This window comes from Saccharospirillum alexandrii, from assembly GCF_004000275.1.
GTDB classification, from domain to species: Bacteria; Pseudomonadota; Gammaproteobacteria; order Pseudomonadales; family Natronospirillaceae; genus Saccharospirillum; species Saccharospirillum alexandrii.
Genome location: NZ_RCIP01000004.1, coordinates 340,785 through 361,210 on the forward strand (window position 1 = coordinate 340,785; position 20,426 = coordinate 361,210).

The 20,426-nt window shown below is 57.2% G+C and carries 17 protein-coding genes; 6 read left to right on the forward strand and 11 right to left on the reverse strand.

The features are described 5' to 3' along the window. Positions 1 to 102 precede the first annotated feature (102 nt). Entirely contained in the window at positions 103 to 1,206 is a 1,104-nt protein-coding gene (locus EP166_RS17485) for a GNAT family N-acetyltransferase/peptidase C39 family protein (RefSeq protein WP_164744002.1), read from the reverse strand. A gap of 199 nt (positions 1,207 to 1,405) precedes the next feature. Between EP166_RS17485 and EP166_RS17490 the strand changes: the two genes are divergently transcribed. Next, positions 1,406 to 2,851: a RimK family protein gene (locus EP166_RS17490; protein WP_127559455.1), complete on the forward strand. Its 1,446-nt coding sequence runs from the start codon at positions 1,406 to 1,408 to the stop codon at positions 2,849 to 2,851. Here EP166_RS17490 and EP166_RS17495 read toward each other — a convergent pair. Both EP166_RS17495 and EP166_RS17500 read right to left on the reverse strand, forming a co-directional pair. Further along, positions 2,814 to 4,607, reverse strand: a complete 1,794-nt coding sequence (locus EP166_RS17495; RefSeq protein ID WP_127559457.1) for a response regulator — start codon at positions 4,605 to 4,607, stop codon at positions 2,814 to 2,816. The genes EP166_RS17490 and EP166_RS17495 overlap by 38 nt on opposite strands. 3 nt (positions 4,608 to 4,610) lie before the next feature. Then, positions 4,611 to 5,141, reverse strand: a complete 531-nt coding sequence (locus tag EP166_RS17500; RefSeq protein WP_127559458.1) for a putative pterin-binding protein — start codon at positions 5,139 to 5,141, stop codon at positions 4,611 to 4,613. Between the two features lie 209 nt (positions 5,142 to 5,350). On the opposite strand from EP166_RS17500, the gene EP166_RS17505 reads away from it, so the two are divergent. Further along, positions 5,351 to 6,853 (forward strand): carboxypeptidase M32, encoded by a 1,503-nt coding sequence (locus tag EP166_RS17505; RefSeq protein ID WP_127559460.1) that lies wholly within the window; start codon positions 5,351 to 5,353, stop codon positions 6,851 to 6,853. 467 nt (positions 6,854 to 7,320) lie between these two features. Here the strand turns inward: EP166_RS17505 and udk are convergent, their stop codons facing one another. Next, a complete protein-coding gene (gene udk, locus EP166_RS17510; RefSeq protein ID WP_127559461.1) occupies positions 7,321 to 7,956 on the reverse strand; it encodes a uridine kinase in 636 nt (211 codons plus the stop codon). Positions 7,957 to 8,152: 196 nt separating this feature from the next. Between udk and EP166_RS17515 the strand changes: the two genes are divergently transcribed. Continuing rightward, positions 8,153 to 9,316 carry a phosphoglycerate kinase gene (locus tag EP166_RS17515; RefSeq protein ID WP_127559463.1) on the forward strand — a complete coding sequence of 388 codons (1,164 nt, stop codon included), beginning with the start codon at positions 8,153 to 8,155 and terminating at the stop codon, positions 9,314 to 9,316. Between the two features lie 271 nt (positions 9,317 to 9,587). Next, a complete protein-coding gene (fbaA, locus tag EP166_RS17520) occupies positions 9,588 to 10,667 on the forward strand; it encodes a class II fructose-bisphosphate aldolase (protein ID WP_127559465.1) in 1,080 nt (359 codons plus the stop codon). Between the two features lie 43 nt (positions 10,668 to 10,710). Here fbaA and xylB read toward each other — a convergent pair whose 3' ends face one another. Together xylB and EP166_RS17530 are read right to left on the reverse strand one after the other, a co-directional pair. Then, complete coding sequence (gene xylB / locus EP166_RS17525; RefSeq protein WP_127559467.1) at positions 10,711 to 12,168, reverse strand: xylulokinase; 1,458 nt, start codon at positions 12,166 to 12,168, stop codon at positions 10,711 to 10,713. Positions 12,169 to 12,539: 371 nt separating this feature from the next. Further along, positions 12,540 to 12,824 carry a DUF4350 domain-containing protein gene (locus EP166_RS17530; protein WP_127559469.1) on the reverse strand — a complete coding sequence of 95 codons (285 nt, stop codon included), beginning with the start codon at positions 12,822 to 12,824 and terminating at the stop codon, positions 12,540 to 12,542. A 226-nt stretch (positions 12,825 to 13,050) separates the two neighbouring features. Here EP166_RS17530 and EP166_RS17535 point away from each other — a divergent pair, with 226 nt between their 5' ends. Continuing rightward, positions 13,051 to 13,428 carry a DUF3461 family protein gene (locus tag EP166_RS17535; RefSeq protein ID WP_127559471.1) on the forward strand — a complete coding sequence of 126 codons (378 nt, stop codon included), beginning with the start codon at positions 13,051 to 13,053 and terminating at the stop codon, positions 13,426 to 13,428. A 27-nt stretch (positions 13,429 to 13,455) separates the two neighbouring features. On the opposite strand, the gene EP166_RS17540 is transcribed toward EP166_RS17535, so the two are convergent. Then, the gene (locus tag EP166_RS17540) at positions 13,456 to 15,078 is read right to left on the reverse strand and encodes a methyl-accepting chemotaxis protein (RefSeq protein ID WP_164744003.1); all 1,623 of its coding nucleotides are present in this window, start codon (positions 15,076 to 15,078) and stop codon (positions 13,456 to 13,458) included. A 283-nt stretch (positions 15,079 to 15,361) separates the two neighbouring features. On the opposite strand from EP166_RS17540, the gene EP166_RS17545 reads away from it, so the two are divergent. Then, the gene (locus EP166_RS17545) at positions 15,362 to 16,312 is read left to right on the forward strand and encodes an AEC family transporter (protein ID WP_220432620.1); all 951 of its coding nucleotides are present in this window, start codon (positions 15,362 to 15,364) and stop codon (positions 16,310 to 16,312) included. On the opposite strand, the gene EP166_RS17550 is transcribed toward EP166_RS17545, so the two are convergent. The 4 genes from EP166_RS17550 to EP166_RS17565 form a co-directional block, all read right to left on the reverse strand. Further along, positions 16,309 to 17,043, reverse strand: a complete 735-nt coding sequence (locus EP166_RS17550; protein WP_127559475.1) for a substrate-binding periplasmic protein — start codon at positions 17,041 to 17,043, stop codon at positions 16,309 to 16,311. The two genes, EP166_RS17545 and EP166_RS17550, sit on opposite strands and share 4 nt — an antisense overlap. 285 nt (positions 17,044 to 17,328) lie before the next feature. Next, a complete protein-coding gene (locus EP166_RS17555; RefSeq protein WP_127559477.1) occupies positions 17,329 to 18,093 on the reverse strand; it encodes an amino acid ABC transporter ATP-binding protein in 765 nt (254 codons plus the stop codon). Positions 18,094 to 18,104: 11 nt separating this feature from the next. Then, entirely contained in the window at positions 18,105 to 19,196 is a 1,092-nt protein-coding gene (locus EP166_RS17560) for an amino acid ABC transporter permease (RefSeq protein WP_127559479.1), read from the reverse strand. 1 nt (position 19,197) lies between these two features. Further along, positions 19,198 to 20,388, reverse strand: coding sequence for an amino acid ABC transporter permease (locus EP166_RS17565; protein ID WP_127559481.1), 1,191 nt, complete (start codon positions 20,386 to 20,388; stop codon positions 19,198 to 19,200). Positions 20,389 to 20,426 lie beyond the last annotated feature (38 nt).

Genomic DNA, 20,426 nt, shown 5'->3' on the forward strand with positions numbered 1-20,426 from the left:
AAGGCGAGTGTTCAGGGCCGGATGATACCTTCGGATTGGTTATGGGTGGTTCAGATGTTAGCGAACAGCACGAGGCAGGCTCGCATTGCGGGCAGTGTCGCGCTACTGCTCAGTGTTTTTTCGCACCAGCACGGCCGCCCGAAAACGTTGCTTGCCATAGCGGGTCATGGCATCCATGGCTTCCAGTGGCACCGGCATGAACTGGTTATCGGTGGCGGACTGGTCTTCGTCTTCGTCGATTTCCGGATCGTTCAGGTAGGCGTGGTGGTCATCTTCACCGACCCACCAGACCCAGTGCGGCGCCTTATTGCGGTTGAGCCGCCAGGTGCTGATCAGTACCAGTATTTGCCAGCCTGCCTGGCGCAGTTCGGCAATTTCACTGGCCATCAATACACGCTGGTGCAGGCCGACACCCCGTGCCTGGGCTTCCTCCATGAATTGGTTGTGTACCTCGATCATAACCTGGCGCTTGTGTTCGACGCGTACGCTGTCCACAAAGGGTGGTTCAAGATGGCTGGCCCAGACTTCGGCTTCAAACCCACGCCGGTGCGCTGAGAGCGCCAGACCCAGTGGCGAGGTGCCGCCGAGGCCGGTGGTCATGTACACGGTCGTCGCTTCGCGCCAGAGCTGGATTTCCTGGGCCCGGGTCATCGGTTGCGCCGGGTCGAGGTGATTCAGCGCCATCATCAGCGCCGCCGGGCCGCAGGTAAAAGGGGTCGACTGAGGGTAGTAAGGCCGTAATGGGTGCTGTGGCAGCTGGCTGTGCAGGCGTTTTTCCAGAACGAAGGCATCACCGCCGTCGACGTAGTAGCCGATGCGTTTATGCAGGATCTTGTAGCCTTGGGCCTTGTACAAGGCCAGTGCTGCGTCGTTGCCGTCACGAACCTCCAGGCGAACGAAGCGGCACTGGGTATCGATAGCTTCTGTTTCCAGCGCCTGCAGCAGCCGTTTGCCCAGCCCCATGCCGCGCGCCTCGGGCGAGACGGCCAGAGAATAGATGCGCGCCAGCACCGTGCCACGCCGGTGCAGCAGCAGGCCGTAACCCAGCAAATTGCCGGTGTCACTTTCGGCAACTAGAAACCTGTCCTGCGGCTGGCGCAGAAAGCGCTGGAAGCTGCGGCGGCTGATCTGGTCGTAATCGAAGCATTGGTTTTCGAGCGAAACAAGGGCACCGAGATCGGCTGGGCGGGCAAGCCGAATTTGCATAAAGGCAGTTCCTGGCGGTTGGATGAATGAACCTGTATAGACTAGGTTAAAAAAGCGGTCAGCAGAGGGTGGATTTCCATAAATATCGCATCCGGCCATCTTGCGTTTTCAACCGTGTAGCGCACACTTTCAACGCCTGCGGAATCGGTGTGATGGTCACCCGGTTTAGCCCGCAGCCTGGAATGCAAAAAGGACCCTAGTGACTACGTTAAAACTGGTTATCGACCGTGATTCGGACTGGAAAGCCTACTACCCTTCAGACGACGTCACTTCGGCGCAGCGTTACATCGATGAATCACCGCTGACGCCACACCGCATCATCAACCTGTGTCGCAACTATCAGTACCAGAGCCGGGGCTATTATGTTTCGCTGCTGGCCGAAGCGCGTGGCCACAAGGTGATTCCGTCGGTCAAAACGCTGACCGACCTGGCGCAGCCGGCCGTTTACGGTGTGCTGGATCACAGCATTCAAAAGCCGTTGAATACCCTGGCCGGTGAAGAGACCCGCTGGCGCTGGAACATCTATTTCGGGCAGTGTGAGTTCCCGGGCCTTGCAGAGGCTTCGCGGCAATTGTTCGAACGGTTTCCGGTACCCATTTTGAGCGTGACGGTACACAAGAAAACCAACTGGCAACTGGCGTCGATCAAGGCATTGGGTCTGCACTCGCTGTCCGAGCCGGAAGAGGGTGTGTTTGCCGAAAGTTTGGAGCGGTTTTCCAGGAAAGTCTGGCGCGCACCTCGCGCCCAGCGTCGCTACCGCTACGACCTGGCGATTCTGATCAACGACAAGGAAACCACGCCGCCTAGCGACAAGGGTGCTCTGAAAAAGTTTGAACGGGCCGCGCACCGCCAGGGCATGGACGTCGATTTTATTCAGCCGTCGGATTACTACCGTCTGGCCGAATACGACGCCCTGTTCATTCGTGAAACCACCAATGTGAACCACCATACCTATCGCTTTTCGCGCAAGGCGGCCCACGAAGGCATGGTGGTGATGGACGATCCGGACAGCATCTTACGCTGTACCAACAAGATCTACCTGGCCGACCTGATCCGCACCCGGCATTTGCCAGCACCGAACAGCCGGGCCATTACGTCCACGCAACACAGCGTGCTGGCGGATCTGGAGGCCTCACTGGGCTTTCCGATGGTGATCAAGATTCCGGATGGGTCCTTCTCGAAAGGCGTGGTCAAGGTGACGGATCTGGCGAGCCTGAAGAAGACAGTCGATGAGCTGCTCAAGCAAAGCGCCATCATTCTGGCCCAGGCTTACGTGCCGACCGATTACGACTGGCGCATTGGCGTGCTCAACGGTCGGGCCATCTACGCCTGCCGCTACTTCATGGCCAAGGGGCACTGGCAGATCTACAACCATTCGGCCAAGCCCAGCCAGCAAAGCGGTGGCTTTGAAACCGTGCCAACGCACGAAGCGCCGCGTGTGGTGTTGAAGGCAGCGCTGGATGTTGCCAGTGCCTTTGGCGATGGCTTGTATGGCGTCGACCTGAAGCAACGTGGCGACGACGTTTACATCATTGAAGTAAACGACAATCCCTCGATCGACAGCGGTGTGGAGGACGCCTGGTCCGGAGACGGGTTGTACGACACGATTATGAGCGAGTTCCGTCAGCGTCTAGATCGCCGTTAACGGGGCCCGGTTTAACGGCTAAATAGCGCTGTAGCATTTGTTGCAATTGCTGGTAGCGAAACGGCTTGGTGATAAAATCCGACATGCCTGCTTCCAGGCAGCTGTGATGGCTTTCTGTGGTGGCATTGGCGGTGAGTGCAACAATGGGGGGCGGGTCGCCCCGGGCGATCAGTTGCCGGGTGGCGTCAAGCCCGTCGAGGCCCGGCATTTGCACGTCCATCAAGATCAGGTCAAAGCGCTCCCGGGCACAGCGCTCCAACACCTGATGGCCGTCGCTGACCAGCGTCACGGTCGCGCCGGCCTTCTCCAGCATGCGCCGGGCAATGGTCTGGTTGACCGGGTTGTCTTCTGCCACAAGCACCGAACCAGTCACTGCCGGGTGCGGGCATTCAGACTCTGGTTTGGGGTTTAAACGAGCCGCGGGCGGGTCAATTTTGGGCAGCGTCAGCACCAGGCGGAATTCACTGCCACGTCCAAACTGGCTGTCGAGTTCAATGCGTCCGCCCAGCAGTTGGGCCAGTTGTTGGCTGATCGCCAGCCCGAGCCCGGTACCGCCATAGCGGCGGCTGGTCGAGGCATCGGCCTGATGAAACGGCTGAAATAACAGCAATTGTTTCGACCGGGAGATACCAATGCCAGTATCCCTCACGCGCAGGCAAACCGCATAATCGACGTCATTATCCGTCAGGTCCATACTGACTTCCACCGTGCCGTGCCCGGTGAATTTAATGGCATTGCCGACCAGGTTCAGCAGTATCTGGCGGATCTTGGCATCGTCGGAATTGACCCAGGCCGACGCCTGAGGCGGTGGTACGAAATTCAGAGCAATGCCCTTGGCGCGCGCCTGGGCATAAAACACCCGGGTAGACGACTCAATCAGTTCGATCAGATCGAACGGCTGGTTGTCGGGGTGCTGGTGCCCGGAATCGAGCCGGCTGTAATCGAGCACATCGTTAATTTGGGATAACAGTGCCTCTGACGACTGCTCCAGCGTACCGATCAGTGACTTGTGTTCTTCCGGGTCGGGCGATTCGGAGAGTAATTGAATGGTGCCGATAATGCCGTTAAGCGGGGTGCGAATTTCGTGGCTCATATTGGCCAGAAAGTGAGACTGAACGCGGTTTGCCTTTTCGGCCGCCAAACGCAAATTGCGGTTGCGGTTGAAGGCCCACAGTAAGACGACCAGCAAGCCAGCCCCGAGAGCACCCAGTGTGAGCAGTACCGTGCGGATTTGCTGGTAAGCCTGTTGCACTCGTTCTCCGCGGGCATCGGCCTGGGACATGGCGTTTTCAGTCAGCCGGGAAATGCGGTACCGGAAAGACTCTATCCAGGTTTGGAGTACCGGCAGCAACCGGCGTGCATAGTCAGTCGACATCTCATAGATCAGGGCTTCGTCGGCACGCAAGCGGTTGAGAATGCTGTTGACCTGGTTGTAAACCTGAGTGTCGTAGGTGCGTGCGAAATCACCGGTTTCGCCTTGGGTCAGTAACGCTGCGCGACTCCATAAAATTTCAGCCGAAATCGAGGCTTCTTCCTGGTACTGGCCGGAGGGGTTTTCCAGGTAAAGCGCCAGCGAGCCGCGCAGCCGCTCCATTTCCAACTGCAACTGGGTGATGTGCCAGACACGGTCGTCGCGCAGTTGGTCGCGATACACACTGATCTCGCCCGAGACACGCACGATCAGCATGCCGAGCCAGATCAGCATGACCACGAACGACACCACCCAGGCGGTGATGAACCCAATGCGGTTTAACATGCCTCAGTCCAGCACGCTTAGCGCTTGCAATTGCCAGACCGACCAGGCACGGACATCGCGCGTTAGCAGATCGGGGTGTTCACTCCAGGGAAAGACGATCCAGAAGGGGCCTTTATCCTTAATGCGCATCAGTTCGCCGTTCATGTGTACAGCCAGAAAGGCGTGTGCCGCCAGTACCTGATCAACCGGCAGGTTGATGGAGTAATTGTTCAGCCCCCGGGCATTCACCCAGCCCTGCTCGATCCCCGCTTCAGCCAGTACTGCGGCCAGCGGCGCTCCGCGAAAGGTCAGGCTGCCATCCGTCCAGGGGGTTTCGGTAACCACTTCCTGATCCGACAGCGCCAGAATGTCTTCCTGGTTGAAGCTGAATTCGCCGTGAGGACCGGTGATTAGCAAGGGCTCTGCCCAGGCAGGTATGACCAGGGCAATCAGAACCGACACCCGCCAGAAAACCCGGCGAACCGGCGCTAGCAAGCTGCGGTAGCTGGCCATAGCGGCGGGTGCGTGACGAAATAGGTAGGGAGCTGATTGCATGGAAACGACTTCTACGAAGGGAGTTGCAAGAGCATAGAAAACCGGGAAGGAGGTGTCGATAGGTAAAGTGTGAACGAGCCGACTTTGCTGCGCCTTAGGTGAGGATCAGCCCGCGAAATCGCCTATTGTACCCGTGACAGCACAGACCGGATGTCAGATCATGGTGCAATCACCGTTCAAGTTCGGCCACAGACATACCGGGGAATGCTATGAGTTACTCGATACTGGAGAAAACCTTTCATCGCCTGGCCCAACTGGGCCATGCCGAAGCCATGTTGAGCTGGGACCAGCATGTGATGATGCCACCCAAGGGCAACGCGGCCCGCAGTAAGGCCATGGCTGAACTGACCGTGCTGCGAACCGAGATCCTGCAGGACGAACGCCTTTCCGACCGCTTTGATGAGGCGGAACAGGAAGCCGACCTCACCGACTGGCAGCAGGCCAACCTGCGTGAAATGAAACGCAGCTGGCAACAGACCCGTGCCATTCCCAAAGAGCTGGTCGAAGCCCAGTCACTGGCCAGCAGTGAGTGCGAACATGCCTGGCGCACCCTGAGGCCCAACAACGATTGGGCTGGCTTTGAGCCGCTGCTACAACGGGTGTTCGATCTGGCCGGTGAAGCCGCCGCTGCCTATCAGGATGCATTGGGCGCTGACCGGGGCTACGCAAATGCCTACGACGCCCTGATGGATCAGTATGATCCCGGCACAACCATGAGCCGCATCGATCCGGTATTCGACCGGTTGAAGGCCGAACTGCCAGGAACGCTGCAACAGATTCTGGAACGCCAGTCGCAGCGGTCCACCCCGATTAAACCGGGGCGGCCCATCGCCATACCGCAACAGGACGCCCTGGCACGAGCCCTGATGTCGACCCTGGGCTTCGATTTCGACGCCGGTCGTCTCGACCAGACGGCCCACCCGTTTAGCGGTGGTGTACCAGCGGACAGCCGCATCACCACCCGATACGATGAACACAACGTCATCGAAGGCCTGATGGGCGTGATCCACGAAACCGGCCATTCCCGGTATGAAACCGGCTTACCACACGCCTGGACGAGCCAACCGGTCGGGCAGGCCATGGGCATGGGCGTGCACGAAAGCCAGAGCCTGTTTTTTGAAATGCAACTGGGCCGCTCCCGCCCCTTTATCGATGCCATCGCTCCGATGGTGCGCCAGCATCTGGGTGACGACCCGGCTTTCACAGCCGACAACCTGCACGCCCTCTACACCCGGGTAGAGCCAGGCCTGATTCGGGTCAATGCCGACGAAGTGACGTACCCGTCACACGTCATCCTGCGCTACGAACTGGAGCGCGACATCATCCTCGGCAAGGCCAGCGTCAAAGACATTCCCGAGCGCTGGAACCAGGCCATGTCCGATCTGCTGGGGCTCGATACCCGAGGCGACTACCGCAACGGTCCGATGCAGGACATCCACTGGCCCATGGGCGCCATCGGCTACTTCCCGTCCTACACTCTGGGTGCCCTGAACGCCGCCCAACTGCATGCTGCTTTGTTACGGGACATTCCCGACGCTGCCGAACGCATAGCCCAGCTGGACCTGGCGCCGATCTTCGACTGGCTGTCGCGAAACATCTGGCAACAGGGTCGCTTTAACAATTACGACGACCTGATGACCCAGGCCACTGGCGAAGTGCTGAACCCGGATTACTTCCTGGACCATCTGCAGTCGCGGTACCTGTCGGCTTAACGTTGGGTTGTTTTTGTGGCAGGGGTTCGTGCTGGATACCGGGTATACCTATCTGGGGTCGGCGTGAATCCATCCATGGAGCCTAGGCCGCAGCATCCCTGCTGCGGACTTCCCCAGATAGGTATACCCAGTACCCAGCACTTAGTTGGGTGCTGCTGCTTCCTCCCACAAAACCAGATGTTAATACTCATTCATGGAACATCCTGGTAGGGAGGCTTGGTAGAGTAAACGTGTTGGATATCTAATGCGCTTTGGGGAAGTTGCTCTAGATTAAGCGTAGGCCATATACCAAGTGTAGGCTGCCGGGTAGACCGTTGCGGGGAAGTCCGTAGCATGGATGCTACGGACTAGGCCCCATGGATGGGTTCACGCCGACCCCGCAACGGTCTACCCGGTGGCCTGCACGCACTAGGCCACCGAAATAAAAATAACCACCGTATAGGAAGTTTAAGCAACCACGGAATCCGTCAGTCGTCCAACATCTGCAGAATACGAGCTTTGAGCATCTCAATGGCAACGCGGTTTTTGCCGCCGCGAGGCACGATGATGTCGGCGAATTGCTTGGTGGGTTCGATGAATTCCAGAAACATTGGGCGGACGGTGCGCTTGTATTGCTCGATGATCGATTCGACCGTGCGTCCACGTTCGGCGATGTCACGTTGCAGGCGACGCAGCAGGCAGATATCGAGCGGGGTGTCCATGAACACCTTGGCGTCGAGGCGCTTGCGAATGGCTTTGTCGTGCAGCAGCAGAATGCCTTCAATGATAACAATGCGGGCGGGCTTGAGCGGGAACGTCTGGTCGGAGCGATTGTGAATGGTGTAATCGTAGATCGGGATCTCGACGTCCTTTCCCGAATGCAGCGCATCCATGTGTTGGATCAGCAAGTCGTGATCGAAGGCATTGGGGTGGTCGTAATTGATTTCCGTGCGTTCTTCGATGGTCAGGTTGCCCTGCTCGCGGTAATAGCTGTCTTCCTTGATGATCGCCAGTGCCGAGTCGCCCAGCTCCTGTTTCAATTCCTGATAGATCGTGCCTGCAAGCAGGCTCTTGCCGGAGGCAGAGGCACCGGCGATGCCGATGAAAATGGGGGTGACAGACATGAAAGGCTTCCAGCAAATGACTAAAGAATGGCTGGGTAAGCATTGTAGCAAGGCACTGCAGACTTGTCTTTGATCAAATGTTCAGGAAAAACAGGCACCGGGCGACTTGTAATAAAATTACAGACCCCGTGATTCTCGACCCTGCAGGGTCTACAATGGCGATCCCATTTTCAACGACGTCCCCTAAGGAACTGCCATGTCTGTGATCAAAATGTCTGACCTCGATCTGGCCGGTAAGCGCGTACTGATCCGCCAGGACCTGAACGTGCCGCTGGATGACCAGGGCAAGGTCACCTCGGATAACCGCATTACCGCCTCGCTGCCGACCATTAAAGCAGCCCTCGAGCAGGGCGCCAAGGTCATGATCATGTCGCACCTGGGCCGTCCGGAAGAGGGCGAATTCGACGAAAAAGCCTCACTGGCCCCGGTTGCTGCCTACATGAGCCAACTGCTCGGGCAGGACATTCCGCTGATTCGCGACTGGGTTGAGGGTGTCGACACCGATGCCTCGGTCGTCATGTTGGAGAACGTTCGCTTCAACAAAGGCGAAAAGAAAAACGACGACGCCCTGTCGAAGAAAATGGCCGCCCTGTGCGACGTTTATGTCATGGACGCCTTCGGCACCGCCCACCGCGCCCAGGCGTCTACCCATGGTGTCGCCAAGTACGCTCCGGTCGCCTGCGCCGGCCCGCTGCTCGCTGGCGAACTGGAAGCCCTTGCCAAAGCCATGGATAACCCGGCACGGCCGATGGTTGCCATCGTCGGCGGCGCCAAGGTATCGACCAAGCTGACCGTGCTGGAGAGCCTGTCGAAAGTCTGTGATCAGCTGATCGTCGGTGGTGGCATCTCCAACACCTTTGTCGCCGCGCGCGGCTACAATGTCGGTAACTCCCTGCACGAGAAAGACCTGATTCCACAGGCGAAAAAACTGATGGAAGAACTCGACATCCCTGAACCGATCGACGTACGCGTCGGCAAAGAGTTCAGCCCCAAGGCCGAAGCCGTGGTCAAGCCGGTCGATCAGGTGCAGGACGACGAAGAAATCATGGACCTCGGCCCGGAAACGGCCAAGCGCTTTGCCGAAGTGATCAAGAACGCCAAAACCATTCTGTGGAATGGCCCCTGTGGCGTGTTTGAATTTGATAACTTCGCCCACGGTACCCGTGACGTTGCTGAAGCCATTGCCGATTCTGGCGCGTTTTCAGTGCTGGGTGGTGGCGATGTGATCGCGGCAGTGCAAAAATTCGGTATGGAAGACCGCTTCTCCTACATTTCTACTGGCGGTGGTGCCTTCCTGGAATTTGTGGAAGGCAAAGTACTGCCTGCCGTTGAAATTCTGGAACAACGCGCCAAAGACTGAAGAAATATAGAACTCAGGTTTAAGTGAGGGTTAACCAAAACACTGAGTGGTGGCTGCCGGGTGAGTCTATCCGGGGGAGTTCGCAGCATGGATGCTGCGATCTAGGCCCCATGGACGGGTCTACGCCGACCCCGGATAGACTCACCCGGTGGCCAACACGGACTCGTGGCGTTAAAGGGTGACCAACCCAGGGTGTCATGAGCCGAGCGCACAACAATAAGCGGTAGCCACTGGAAGGGGTGCCGTTCATCGACAGCAGAGGATACGACTCATGTCTCAAAAAGTACTCGACGTAGTAAAACCCGGTGTTGTGACCGGCGACGACGTTCAGAAAATTTTTGCCATCGCCAAGGCCGAGAAGTTCGCACTGCCGGCGGTGAATTGCATAGACACCAATACCGTTAACGCCGTGCTGGAAACCGCCGCTCGCGTCAAATCGCCGGTGATCATTCAGTTCTCGAACGGCGGCGCCGGCTTCTTTGCCGGTAAAGGGTTGAAACTGGACGGCCAGGGTACCCAGGTGCTCGGTGGTATCGCCGGTGCCAAATACGTGCATGCTGTTGCTGAAACCTACGGTGTTCCGGTGATTCTGCATACCGACCACGCTGCCCGCAAACTGCTGCCCTGGATCGATGGCATGCTCGATGAAGGCGAAAAGTTCTTCGCCGAAACCGGCAAGCCACTGTTCTCCTCCCACATGATCGACCTGTCAGAAGACTCGCTGGAAGAAAACATCGCCACCTGCTCCGAATACCTCGCCCGCATGGCCAAAATGGGCATGACGCTTGAGATCGAACTGGGTGTGACCGGCGGTGAAGAAGACGGTGTCGACAACAGCCATCTCGATGCCTCCAACCTCTACACCAAGCCAGAAGACGTTGCCTACGCCTACGAAAAACTGAACGCCATCAGCCCGCGCTTCACCATTGCCGCCTCATTCGGCAACGTGCATGGCGTATACAAGCCCGGCAACGTCAAGCTGACACCGACCATTCTGCGTGATTCCCAGGCGCATTGTTCCGAGAAATTCGGACTGGAAAAGAACGCTCTGGATTTCGTCTTCCACGGTGGTTCCGGCTCGACCGAAGCCGAGATCGAAGAATCGATCAGCTACGGCGTCATCAAAATGAACATCGACACCGACACCCAATGGGCCAACTGGAACGGTATTCGTGAGTATTACCAGGCGCACGAAGGCTACCTGCAAAGCCAGATCGGTAACCCTGAGGGTGAAGACAGCCCGAACAAGAAATACTATGACCCGCGTGTCTGGCTGCGCAAAGCCCAGGAAAGCATGAGTGCCCGCCTGGAAAAAACCTTTGCCGACCTGAACGCGGTCGACCGCAACTGATCGACCGAATTCGCCCCGGCACGCCGGGGCGTATGCCTGACACTCAGCCGTTAAGCGCGGCTGTCTGTCGATGCAAGGCCCGGTACTGCTCAAGCTTGCCCTGGTAATAGGTCGCCCGAGACGCATCCGACAGATGCGTCTGCACAATGGGCGGTGCCGGGCACAGCGCGCGAATGTTCTCCGGGCTGTCACCCTCAACCGCCAACTGCGCCAACCGGGCAGCGCCCAGGCCGGGCCCAACTTCACCCCCTTCGCGAAAATGCAGCGGCCGCTGCAACACATCCGCAATCAGCTGGCGCCATAACGCCGAACGTGCACCGCCACCGATCAACGAAATATCATCCAGTGGCGTGCCGGCGGCTGTCAGTGCCTGTTCGCCATCGGCCATGCTGAACGCAACGCCTTCGAGAATCGCGCGGGTCATATCCACCCGGCGCGAGCGGGTGTTGAGTCCGAAAAACTGGGCGCTGAGCAGCGGGTTATTATGGGGTGTGCGTTCGCCACTGAGGTACGGCAGAAACAACACACTGGTTTCGGTGTGAGGGCTGGCTTCAACCTCTTCGAGCAGCTTGGGGACCGTTGTGTTGCTGATGTTGGCGAACCAGTCGAGGCAACTGGCGGCACTGAGCATGACCGACATCTGGTGCCAGCGGCCGGGCAGGCAATGGCAAAAGGCATGCACGGTTTGCTCGGGCGCTGCGCAATGCTGCTCGCTGACGACAAAATAAACCCCGGACGTGCCCAGTGAAATAAACCCCTGGCCGGGCTCGGTAACGCCAACGCCCACCGCACCGGCGGCGTTGTCACCGGCCCCACCGGCGACCGGAACCGGGTTCAGGCCCAGAGCCTTAGCGGCTGCTTCGGTCAATTGGCCACTGGGCTGGCTGCCCTCAATCAGATCGGGCATGTGCTGCCTACCGAGGCCGCTGATCGCCAGCAGGTCATCGTCCCAGTCGCGTTTGGCCGGGTCGAGCCAGAGCGTGCCGGCAGCGTCCGACATCTCAGAAACACAGCGGCCCGTGAGCAGCAGGCGCAGATAATCTTTTGGCAGCAGCACCTTATGAATGCGGGCAAAGGCATCCGGCTCGTGGTGCTTAACCCACAGCACCTTGGGCGCTGTAAAGCCAGGCATGGCAACATTGCCGCTGCGCTCGCGAAAATCTGGCAGGGCTGCTTCAAGCTCGGCACACTCGGCGGCACTGCGGCCATCGTTCCACAGAATGCAGGGTCGGATGACCTGATGATCGGCATCGATCAACACCGCCCCGTGCATGTGCCCCGACAAACCAATGCCCTTGATCTGTTTCAGATCCTGACGGCCTCCGAGCGTCGCCAATACCGATTGAATAGCCTGCCACCACTGCTGTGTGTCTTGCTCACTCCACAACGGCTGAGGTGAATCTGTCGTCAGGCTCGCGCTGGCGGTATCAACTACGTGTCCGGCTGTGTCGATCAATACCGCTTTCAACCCGGAGGTGCCGAGGTCGAGTCCCAGATACATAGGGTGCTCCTGTAATTATTTTATTAGTCAAAATATAATGCCGGGGTGGCCGGTTAGCGTCAAATGTTCATTGCGGTGGAGTGGTCAGGTACATTTTTCCGACCGGATGCCAATTTTACTTTTTATGGATAATCGCGACAGGCTAGCGCCGGGTGGCAGGGTTGTTCCTGCGGGGGTATCTGAGGCATGGACTAAAACGCCTGGAGCGTTTTAGCATGAGCGTAGCGAGCCCGAAGGGTGAATTCCAGGGATGGGATTCATATCCCGAAGTTAAGCCAACATGGAAGTTTTCACGGCGCCCCCGCGGGAACAACCCTGCCATCCGGCGCGGGTTTTAGGCGATAAAGCCTCATAAGACTCCGAAGCTTGGGTTACAGCCAACTGGCTTCCAGGCGCAGGCTCTGGCCTTCGAGGTTGGCTTCCATCCAGTCCTCCAGATGGCGGGCTTCGGTTTCTACCTGGCCCCGGTCGATGCCCAGAATCACCAGGGTGGCTTCACCGCGATCGACTTCGGACCAGGGGGCCAGCGTCAGGGCTACATTGACCTGGTCGCGACAATAACGTTTTAGGGGGCCGAAAGCGCGCGACAGGTCGGCGGTGTTATTCACACCGGGGACATAACGCTCAATTTCGATCAGCCGAATGTGCAACGTCATGGTTCAGGTTCCTCCTGGTTAATCGGTTTGGAAAGGGGGTGCCGGCCTCAGTGATTTGCTACTGTGACGTGTCAAACGCTGTACACGCCGCGCTACAGGTCACCCCGTGTCGGGGGCTACAAAACTGCGACAGAGTGTTGATACCTGCAGTGAATGTTCTAATCTGACGGTATCATCGTTATTTCACACCGCCCACGAACGCATTTGTTCCCGTAAAGGATTGTCCATGTTTGAAAACCTGAAAGCCATTGGCGTTACCGACACCGACCGAATCGAAAAATACACCCTGCGCACCGAAGGTCGGTTCGATATCTTGAAGATTTATTACAAGCGTGACAAAGGCGAGATGTTCGCGCGCAGTGAAAAATTCAAATACCCGCGCCAGATGAAGCGCGTCAAAGTCGACAGTGGCACGCAAAAATACGCCGACACCACCGAGATTGCCCCGACACTGCGGTACGTGGTCGAGGAACTCGATGTTATCGCCAAGCGGGAAGTCAAAGAAGTGGATCTGAAGAAAAAGATCCTCAACGACCTGCATCACCTGGAAAAAGTGGTGCAAAGCAAGATCGAAGAGATCGAGGCCGATCTGAAAAAGCTGTAAGGGCTCAGGCTCCCGAGGGAGCCGTTTTTACACCTCGAAGCGTTTGACCAGCCGATTCAGGTTATCAGCCAGACTGGCCAGGTCCCGGCTCGACTGGCGGGTCTGGTCAGCACCGGTTGCGGTGTTGGCTGCCAGGTCGCGCAGGTTGACCAGGTTTTTGTCGACTTCCTTGGCCACCTGAGCTTGCTGCTCGGCGGCACTGGCCGATGAGGTGTTTCGGTCGTTGATGGTGTTGACCAAATCGGCAATGGCCACCAGTGCCTCGCCCGCCTCGTGGCCGGCATCCAGCGTGTGCTGCGCATCAGTATCACTGTCGCGCAACGTGCCCGCCGCCTGCTCTGAACTGGTTTCCACCGCTTGAATAATGGCCTCAATCTCGCGTGTTGAGTCGGCCGTACGGCTGGCCAGGGCGCGCACTTCATCAGCCACCACGGCAAAGCCGCGGCCTGCCTCACCGGCTCTGGCTGCTTCAATGGCCGCGTTCAGGGCCAGCAGGTTGGTCTGTTCGGCAATGGCACGAATCACGTCCAGTACCGACCCGACATCGGCCACGCGTTGCGCCAGCGTGGTCATATTGCCACTGGCGCCCTGAATCCGGCTGGCTAACTGCTCTATGGCTTGCACCGTCGATTGCACTTTCTCTCGACCAAACTGAGTGCGTTCATTGGCCTGTTGGGATTCACCGGCGGTGCCCACGGCGTTGCTGGCCACCTCTTCAATGGCGGCGGTCAGTTCGTTAACGGCCGTAGCGGCCTGCTCCAACTGATCGTTTTGTTGCTGCAATTCCTGCAGCGACTGCTCGGTGACGGCATCGAGTGTGCTTGAGGCATGGCCAAGCCGGTCGGCCGATTCAGCGATCTGGCTCAGGGTATCGCGCAGGCTATGTTGCATGGTTCTCAGCGCCTGCAATAGCAGGGAAATTTCATCTTTACCTTCTATGTTGATATCGGTTGTTAGCATACCGGCGGCGATGTCGTTGGCGACATGAATGGCCTGCTGCAACGGCCGGGAAATGCTTCTGACCAGCGACCAGGCGATCAGCGCGAGCAATACAGCAACCGCACTGATCGCCGTAATGGTTACCAGGCGCGATGCCTGGTAAGCCTGACCGGCTTCCAGTTCAGCCGTGGCGATACGCTCTTGCTGATAGTTAATCAGCGCTTGCAGATGGTCGAAGGCTTGCTCAGCCAATGGAAGCATGGTTTCAGTCCGCAGACGCAGTGCATCGGCACCACGCCAGTTGGATGCCAGTTGAATGCCGTCGTTCAACGCTTGCAAAAACTGGGTCTCGGCGGCCACGAAGGCATCGAAAATCTGCTGATTCTCATCCGCCGTGATGTTCTGCTGATACGCGGCTTTGGCCGAGTTCAGCGCGGCAACCGACTCATCGATGGTCTGCTGCAAGGCTTCCCGTTCCGAAGCGGAACTTGAAAAAATCATTGCTGTGGCCGGTACCTGAATATCACTGAAGTACTTGAACAGCGTGTTGGCCGCGATCAGGTTGGGTAGTCGATCCTGGGCAATAACGGAAACCTGGGCATTACTTGCATCGAGCCGGTTAAGGCTGAGCGAACCCAATACGACGAAAACCAGCACGATACCGATAAAGGTAGCGGTTAGCCGCTGACGAATGGTGAAGCGTTTTAACACAGGGCAATTCCTCGGCATTCTGATGGATTGTTGTTTTGGCCCGGGAAGATCTGCCTATTTGTCAATTCTGTTTGCTACTCAAGTCTCGGAGTTGGCAACCAAGTGACTGACACGGACTCCTGGCGGCAATACACAACAGGACTCCGAAACTCACGTTATAAGTGTAGTATCGGCGGGTTTCGTCAGCCATTGAGTTTTTAGTGTGGCTTGATGGTAGACTGCCGCCGCCCCGGCGGTCGCCGTGGCGGTTGTTCAGTTTGCCTGCCTGCGAGGAAACGCCCTGGTGTTGTCTCTATTGTTGTTTTCGTTACAGATTACCGGCCCGATTGCCCTGGTGGTGGTGTTGGGGGCGGCTTTTAAACGCTGGGAATGGATTAACGATGCCTTTGTGCAGAGTGGCTCCAAACTGGTGTTTAACGTGGCACTGCCCAGTTTACTGTTCCTGAACATCGTCGGTTCCAGGCCGGAGACCATTCCCGGTGGGGGTATTATTCTGGTGGCGGCGTTGTTTACGCTGGGCTGGTTTGTTGTTTTGTCAGTACTGGCACCCTGGCTGGTGCCACACAAAGACGAACGCGGTGTCTTTGTTCAGGGCAGCTTTCGCGGCAACATGGGCATTATCGGCCTGGCCTTTGCGCTGAACGCTTTTGGCCAGGAAGCCGCCGTGCTGGCGTCAGTCTATCTCGCCTTCATTACCTTGCTCTATAACGTGCTGTCGGTGATTACACTGAGCCGCTGGTCGCCGCGTCAGGTCGTGGGCCACCCGCTGGTGTCTGCTGCCAAAGACATTGTTCGCAATCCGCTGATCATCGCCATCGCGCTGGCCGGTGCCATTGTGGTTCTGGACATTCCGGTTCCGGACTGGGTGCTCGATACCGGCGACTATTTTGCCCGCATGACCCTGCCGTTGGCGCTGATCTGCGTAGGCGCCAGTTTAAGCTGGGCCGGGTTTGTTGAGGCCGGGCGGGTAACCACCCTCACCTCCGTGTTCAAACTGGCCCTGATACCGCTCAGTGGTGTGCTGATTGCCTATGCTCTGGGCTACCGGGATGTTGAACTGGGGGTGTTCTATCTGATGGCCAGCACGCCCACCGCTGCCGCCAGCTACGTGATGGTGCGTGCAATGGGCGGCAATGCCAACCTGGCGGCCTCCATCATTGCTACGACGACCGTGGTTAGCCTGGTGACGACCAGCCTCGGGTTGGTCGTCTTGCGCGCTCTGGGCTGGGTTTAATTGGCCTGGCTTTGCACGCGTTCCAGTGACGCTTGCAGCCGGTTGACAACCTCAACCGGGGTGTCCTTGTTCATCGCCAGGTACATGTCGACCGTGCGAATCACCCAGGCCGGTTCGATGGCAGGGTAGCCGGCTTCTTCGGCCAGGTCGTTGGCATTGACGTCGGAGGCAATCCACACATCAATCTGGCCCTGAGCCAGCCGCTGAGCATTCAGACTGTCGTTGGGCAGGGTGGAGACCTCAATGCCCTGGTCCTGCAGGAACAAAGTGGTGGCCGAGTTGGCATAACCACCCACTCTCAGCGTGCGCAGATCATCAATATCGTTCACCTCGATATCACTGCCTTCATACCGAAAGATCGTCCAGTTGTACTGGGCGATGGGGCCTACCCACTGAAAAATGTCTTCACGCTGTGGTGTTCTGGCCGTGGAAAAAATTCCATAGTACGGGCGTTCCAGAGTGCGGCCGTAGCCGACGCCCCAGTTGCGCAATCGCATGCGGTAGTCGTATCCGGCATCGGCCAGTAACGCCTTGACCACCTCGGTTGAGGTGCCGCCAATATCATCTCGCCTGTGTTCGTAGTCGCGACCACTGAGGCTGTAGTTATAGTTGCCGTAGTTCTCGGTGTAGATGTACAACTGGGTATCATCGTCTTCAGCGACGGCTGGCAAACCGATCAAGCAGAGCAAAGACAACAACAAAGATTTAGCCAGGGTAATGCTGTTTTTCATGGCAGTGACTCTCAGGTGATTCCAGTCAGAAAGCTGGACGTTTTTGGGTCAGGCTATCCGTCGATTGGTCATCATGAGCGGTTCCCTGGCTCAGACTCTGCTTGGTCAAGACAGTTCCGTACAGCAAACCGTGTGCGCACAGGCGAGCGGCGGCTTGGGCGCTGCGGGAGGGTAAAAACCGTGCTTTTTTAAACACCGGGGTGGAGCAAGCGACAGGCGAGCCAGGACTGACTCGCCTGTTGTAAACATCAACCCGTTACGCTGACACCGGGTTTGTTACTTTTTTTAATGACCGAGAATCTGGCTGAGGAACAGCTTGGTCCGGTCGTTCTGCGGGTTGTTGAAGAACTCGTGAGGTTCGTTTTCTTCAACAATCTGGCCGGCGTCCATAAAGATCACGCGGTCGGCGACCTGCTTGGCGAAGCCCATCTCGTGGGTTACGCACAACATAGTCATGCCTTCTTCGGCCAACTCGATCATTACGTCCAGCACTTCCTTGATCATCTCCGGGTCGAGCGCCGAAGTGGGTTCGTCGAACAACATCACTTTCGGGTTCATGCACAGTGAGCGCGCAATCGCTACACGCTGCTGCTGACCACCGGATAGCTGCCCCGGGAATTTGTTGGCCTGCTCGGCAATTTTAACCCGCTCAAGAAACTTCATTGCCGTCGCTTCAGCTTCCCGCTTGGGTTGCTTGAGCACGAACATGGGAGCCAGCGTCAGGTTATCGAGCACGGTCAGGTGTGGGAACAGGTTAAAATGCTGGAACACCATGCACACATCCTTGCGGATGACTTCGATGTTCTTGACGTTGTCACCCAGCTCAATGCCGTTGACGGTGATGTCGCCTTCCTGGTGTTCTTCCAGGCGATTCAGACAACGAATCAGCGTTGACTTACCGGAACCGGAAGGCCCGCAGATAACGATGCGCTCGCCCTGTTTTACGTCCAGATCGATGTCGGTTAGTACGTGAAAGTCACCGTACCATTTGTTCATTTTCTTGACCTGAATAACAGATTCACGGTCGGCCAGTCGGCTTTGTTCAGTCATAGTCTGGACTCCTAGTGTGAGGTGCTCTTCTTCAGGTCATTGTCGAGGTACGCGCTGTATCGCGACATAAAGAAGCAGAAGCAGAAGTAAATAAGGGCAATGAATACATAGGCCTCAATAAATTGCTGGCGCCACATGGGGTCGTTGACGGCTGCGCGGGTTGCTGCCAGTAGATCAAACAGGCCGATAATGACCACCAAAGAGGTATCCTTGAACAGCGAAATAAAGGTACTCATGGTTGGCGGGATCACCAGACGCAACGCCTGCGGCAAAATGATCTTGAACGTTTTTTGCCAGTAATTCAGGCCCAGAGAATCAGCGGCTTCATACTGACCTTTGGGAATGGCCTGCATGCCTCCCCGAAAGACCTCGGCAAGATAGGCAGCCTGGAAAATAATGATGCCGATCTGTGCCCGAAGCAGCACGTCAATGCTCACACCCTCTGGCAAGAACAGGGGAAACATGACCGATGCCATGAACAGCACAGAAATCAGAGGCACGCCGCGGAACACTTCGATGACCACGATGCACACTACCTTAATCAGTGGCATCTCGGAGCGACGTCCCAGGGCCAGCAACAAGGCCAGTGGCGCAGCGAAGGCGATACCAACGACTGCCAGAACCAGTGTCAGGGTCAAACCACCCCATTGGGCAGTACGCACCGGTGACAGACCCAGTACCCCGCCCCGCAGGACAAAATAGACTGCGATGAACCCGACAATCCAGGCAACAGCCAACCAGGGTGACCAGAAGCGGCGGTTCATGCTCAGCAACATACCCGATGTCAGCATGACCATCGCCAACAATGGGCGCCAGTGCTGGTCGGCCGGGAAGGTGCCGAACAACAGGAAACGCCACATGTCGTGAACGTAGGCCCAGCAGGCTCCCGTAGCGGCTTCACAGGCCTCTTTGGCTGCACCAAAGCTGGCATTGAGGACTGCCCACGAAACAATAACGTCGAGTACGTTCCAGATAATGTAGACGCACAGCAGAGTAATGACCGTATTGATCGGTGACGAGAAAAGATTGTCTCTCATCCAGCGCAGACTGCGGTTCAGAACGGGTCCGCTGATGGGCCGGGCTCGGTTGGTATTCTCGGTCATATCAACGCTCCACCAGCGACATGCGCTTGTTGTACCAGTTCATAAAGAAGGAGACCAGCAAGCTGATGCTGAGGTAGACCGTCATGAAAATGGCGACCCCCTCAACGGCCTGACCCGTCTGGTTCATGGTGGTGTTCGAGACGGACACCAGATCAGGGTAGCCAATGGCAACGGCCAACGAACTGTTCTTGGTCAGGTTCAGGTATTGGTTGGTCAGTGGCGGAATGATGACGCGCAGTGCCTGCGGCAGCACGATCAATCGCATGATCCAGGTAGAGCGTAACCCCAGAGAGGTGGCTGCTTCCGTCTGGCCATGGGGAACCGACTGGATACCGCTTCGAACCACTTCCGCAATGTAGGTTGTGGTGTAGAGCGTCAGACCCAGTAGCAAGGCGGTAAACTCAGGGCTCATGCGTGCGCCACCCTGGAAGTTGAACCCTTGAATCGCAGGGACATTCATCTCGGTGGGAGCGCCGAATACCAACCAAACCAGGAAGGGAACCGCGACAACGATGCCCAGACCGACACTCAGGTGCGGGAATATGTGGCCAGTCGCTTCCAGGCGTTTCAAGCTCCATTTGCGCAAGATGATCGCGCCGATGATGCCGACGATGAATCCAGCACCCACCCAGGTCCAGGCCGGGTGGTCGGCCATCACGGGAATATAAAGCCCCCGGTTAGACAGATAGACCCCTTCGATCGGGCTAAGTGCCGAACGGATGTTGGGCAGACCGCGGTTAATGATGGCGTACCAGAAAATTAACTGCAGCAATACTGGAATGTTCCGGAAGGTTTCAATGTAGGTAACGCCGATGAAACGCAGCAGCCAGTTTTTTGAAACCGTGGCAATACCGATAAGCGTCCCGAGAATGGTCGCGAGAATGATACCGATGCTGGCCACTTTAAGTGTATTGGTAATGCCGACCAGTAAGGCTCGGCCGTAGTTACTTTCAGGCGAGTAGGCGATGACACTTTCGCTGATACCAAAGGCGGCTTCTCGTTCCAGAAAACCGAAGCCGGTGGCGATGTTTTGGCTCTCGAGGTTGGCCATGGTGTTGCCGACCAAATACCAGCCGAGCAGAAAAACTCCACCAAAAACCAGAATCTGATAGACGACAGAGCGAAATGTCTTGTCATACAAAAGAGTCAGAATCGGGTTAACGTCGTTACTTTTTGAGTGTTTGGGGCTCATACCCGACGTCTCCAAAGGGAATGCAAATCAGAATAATG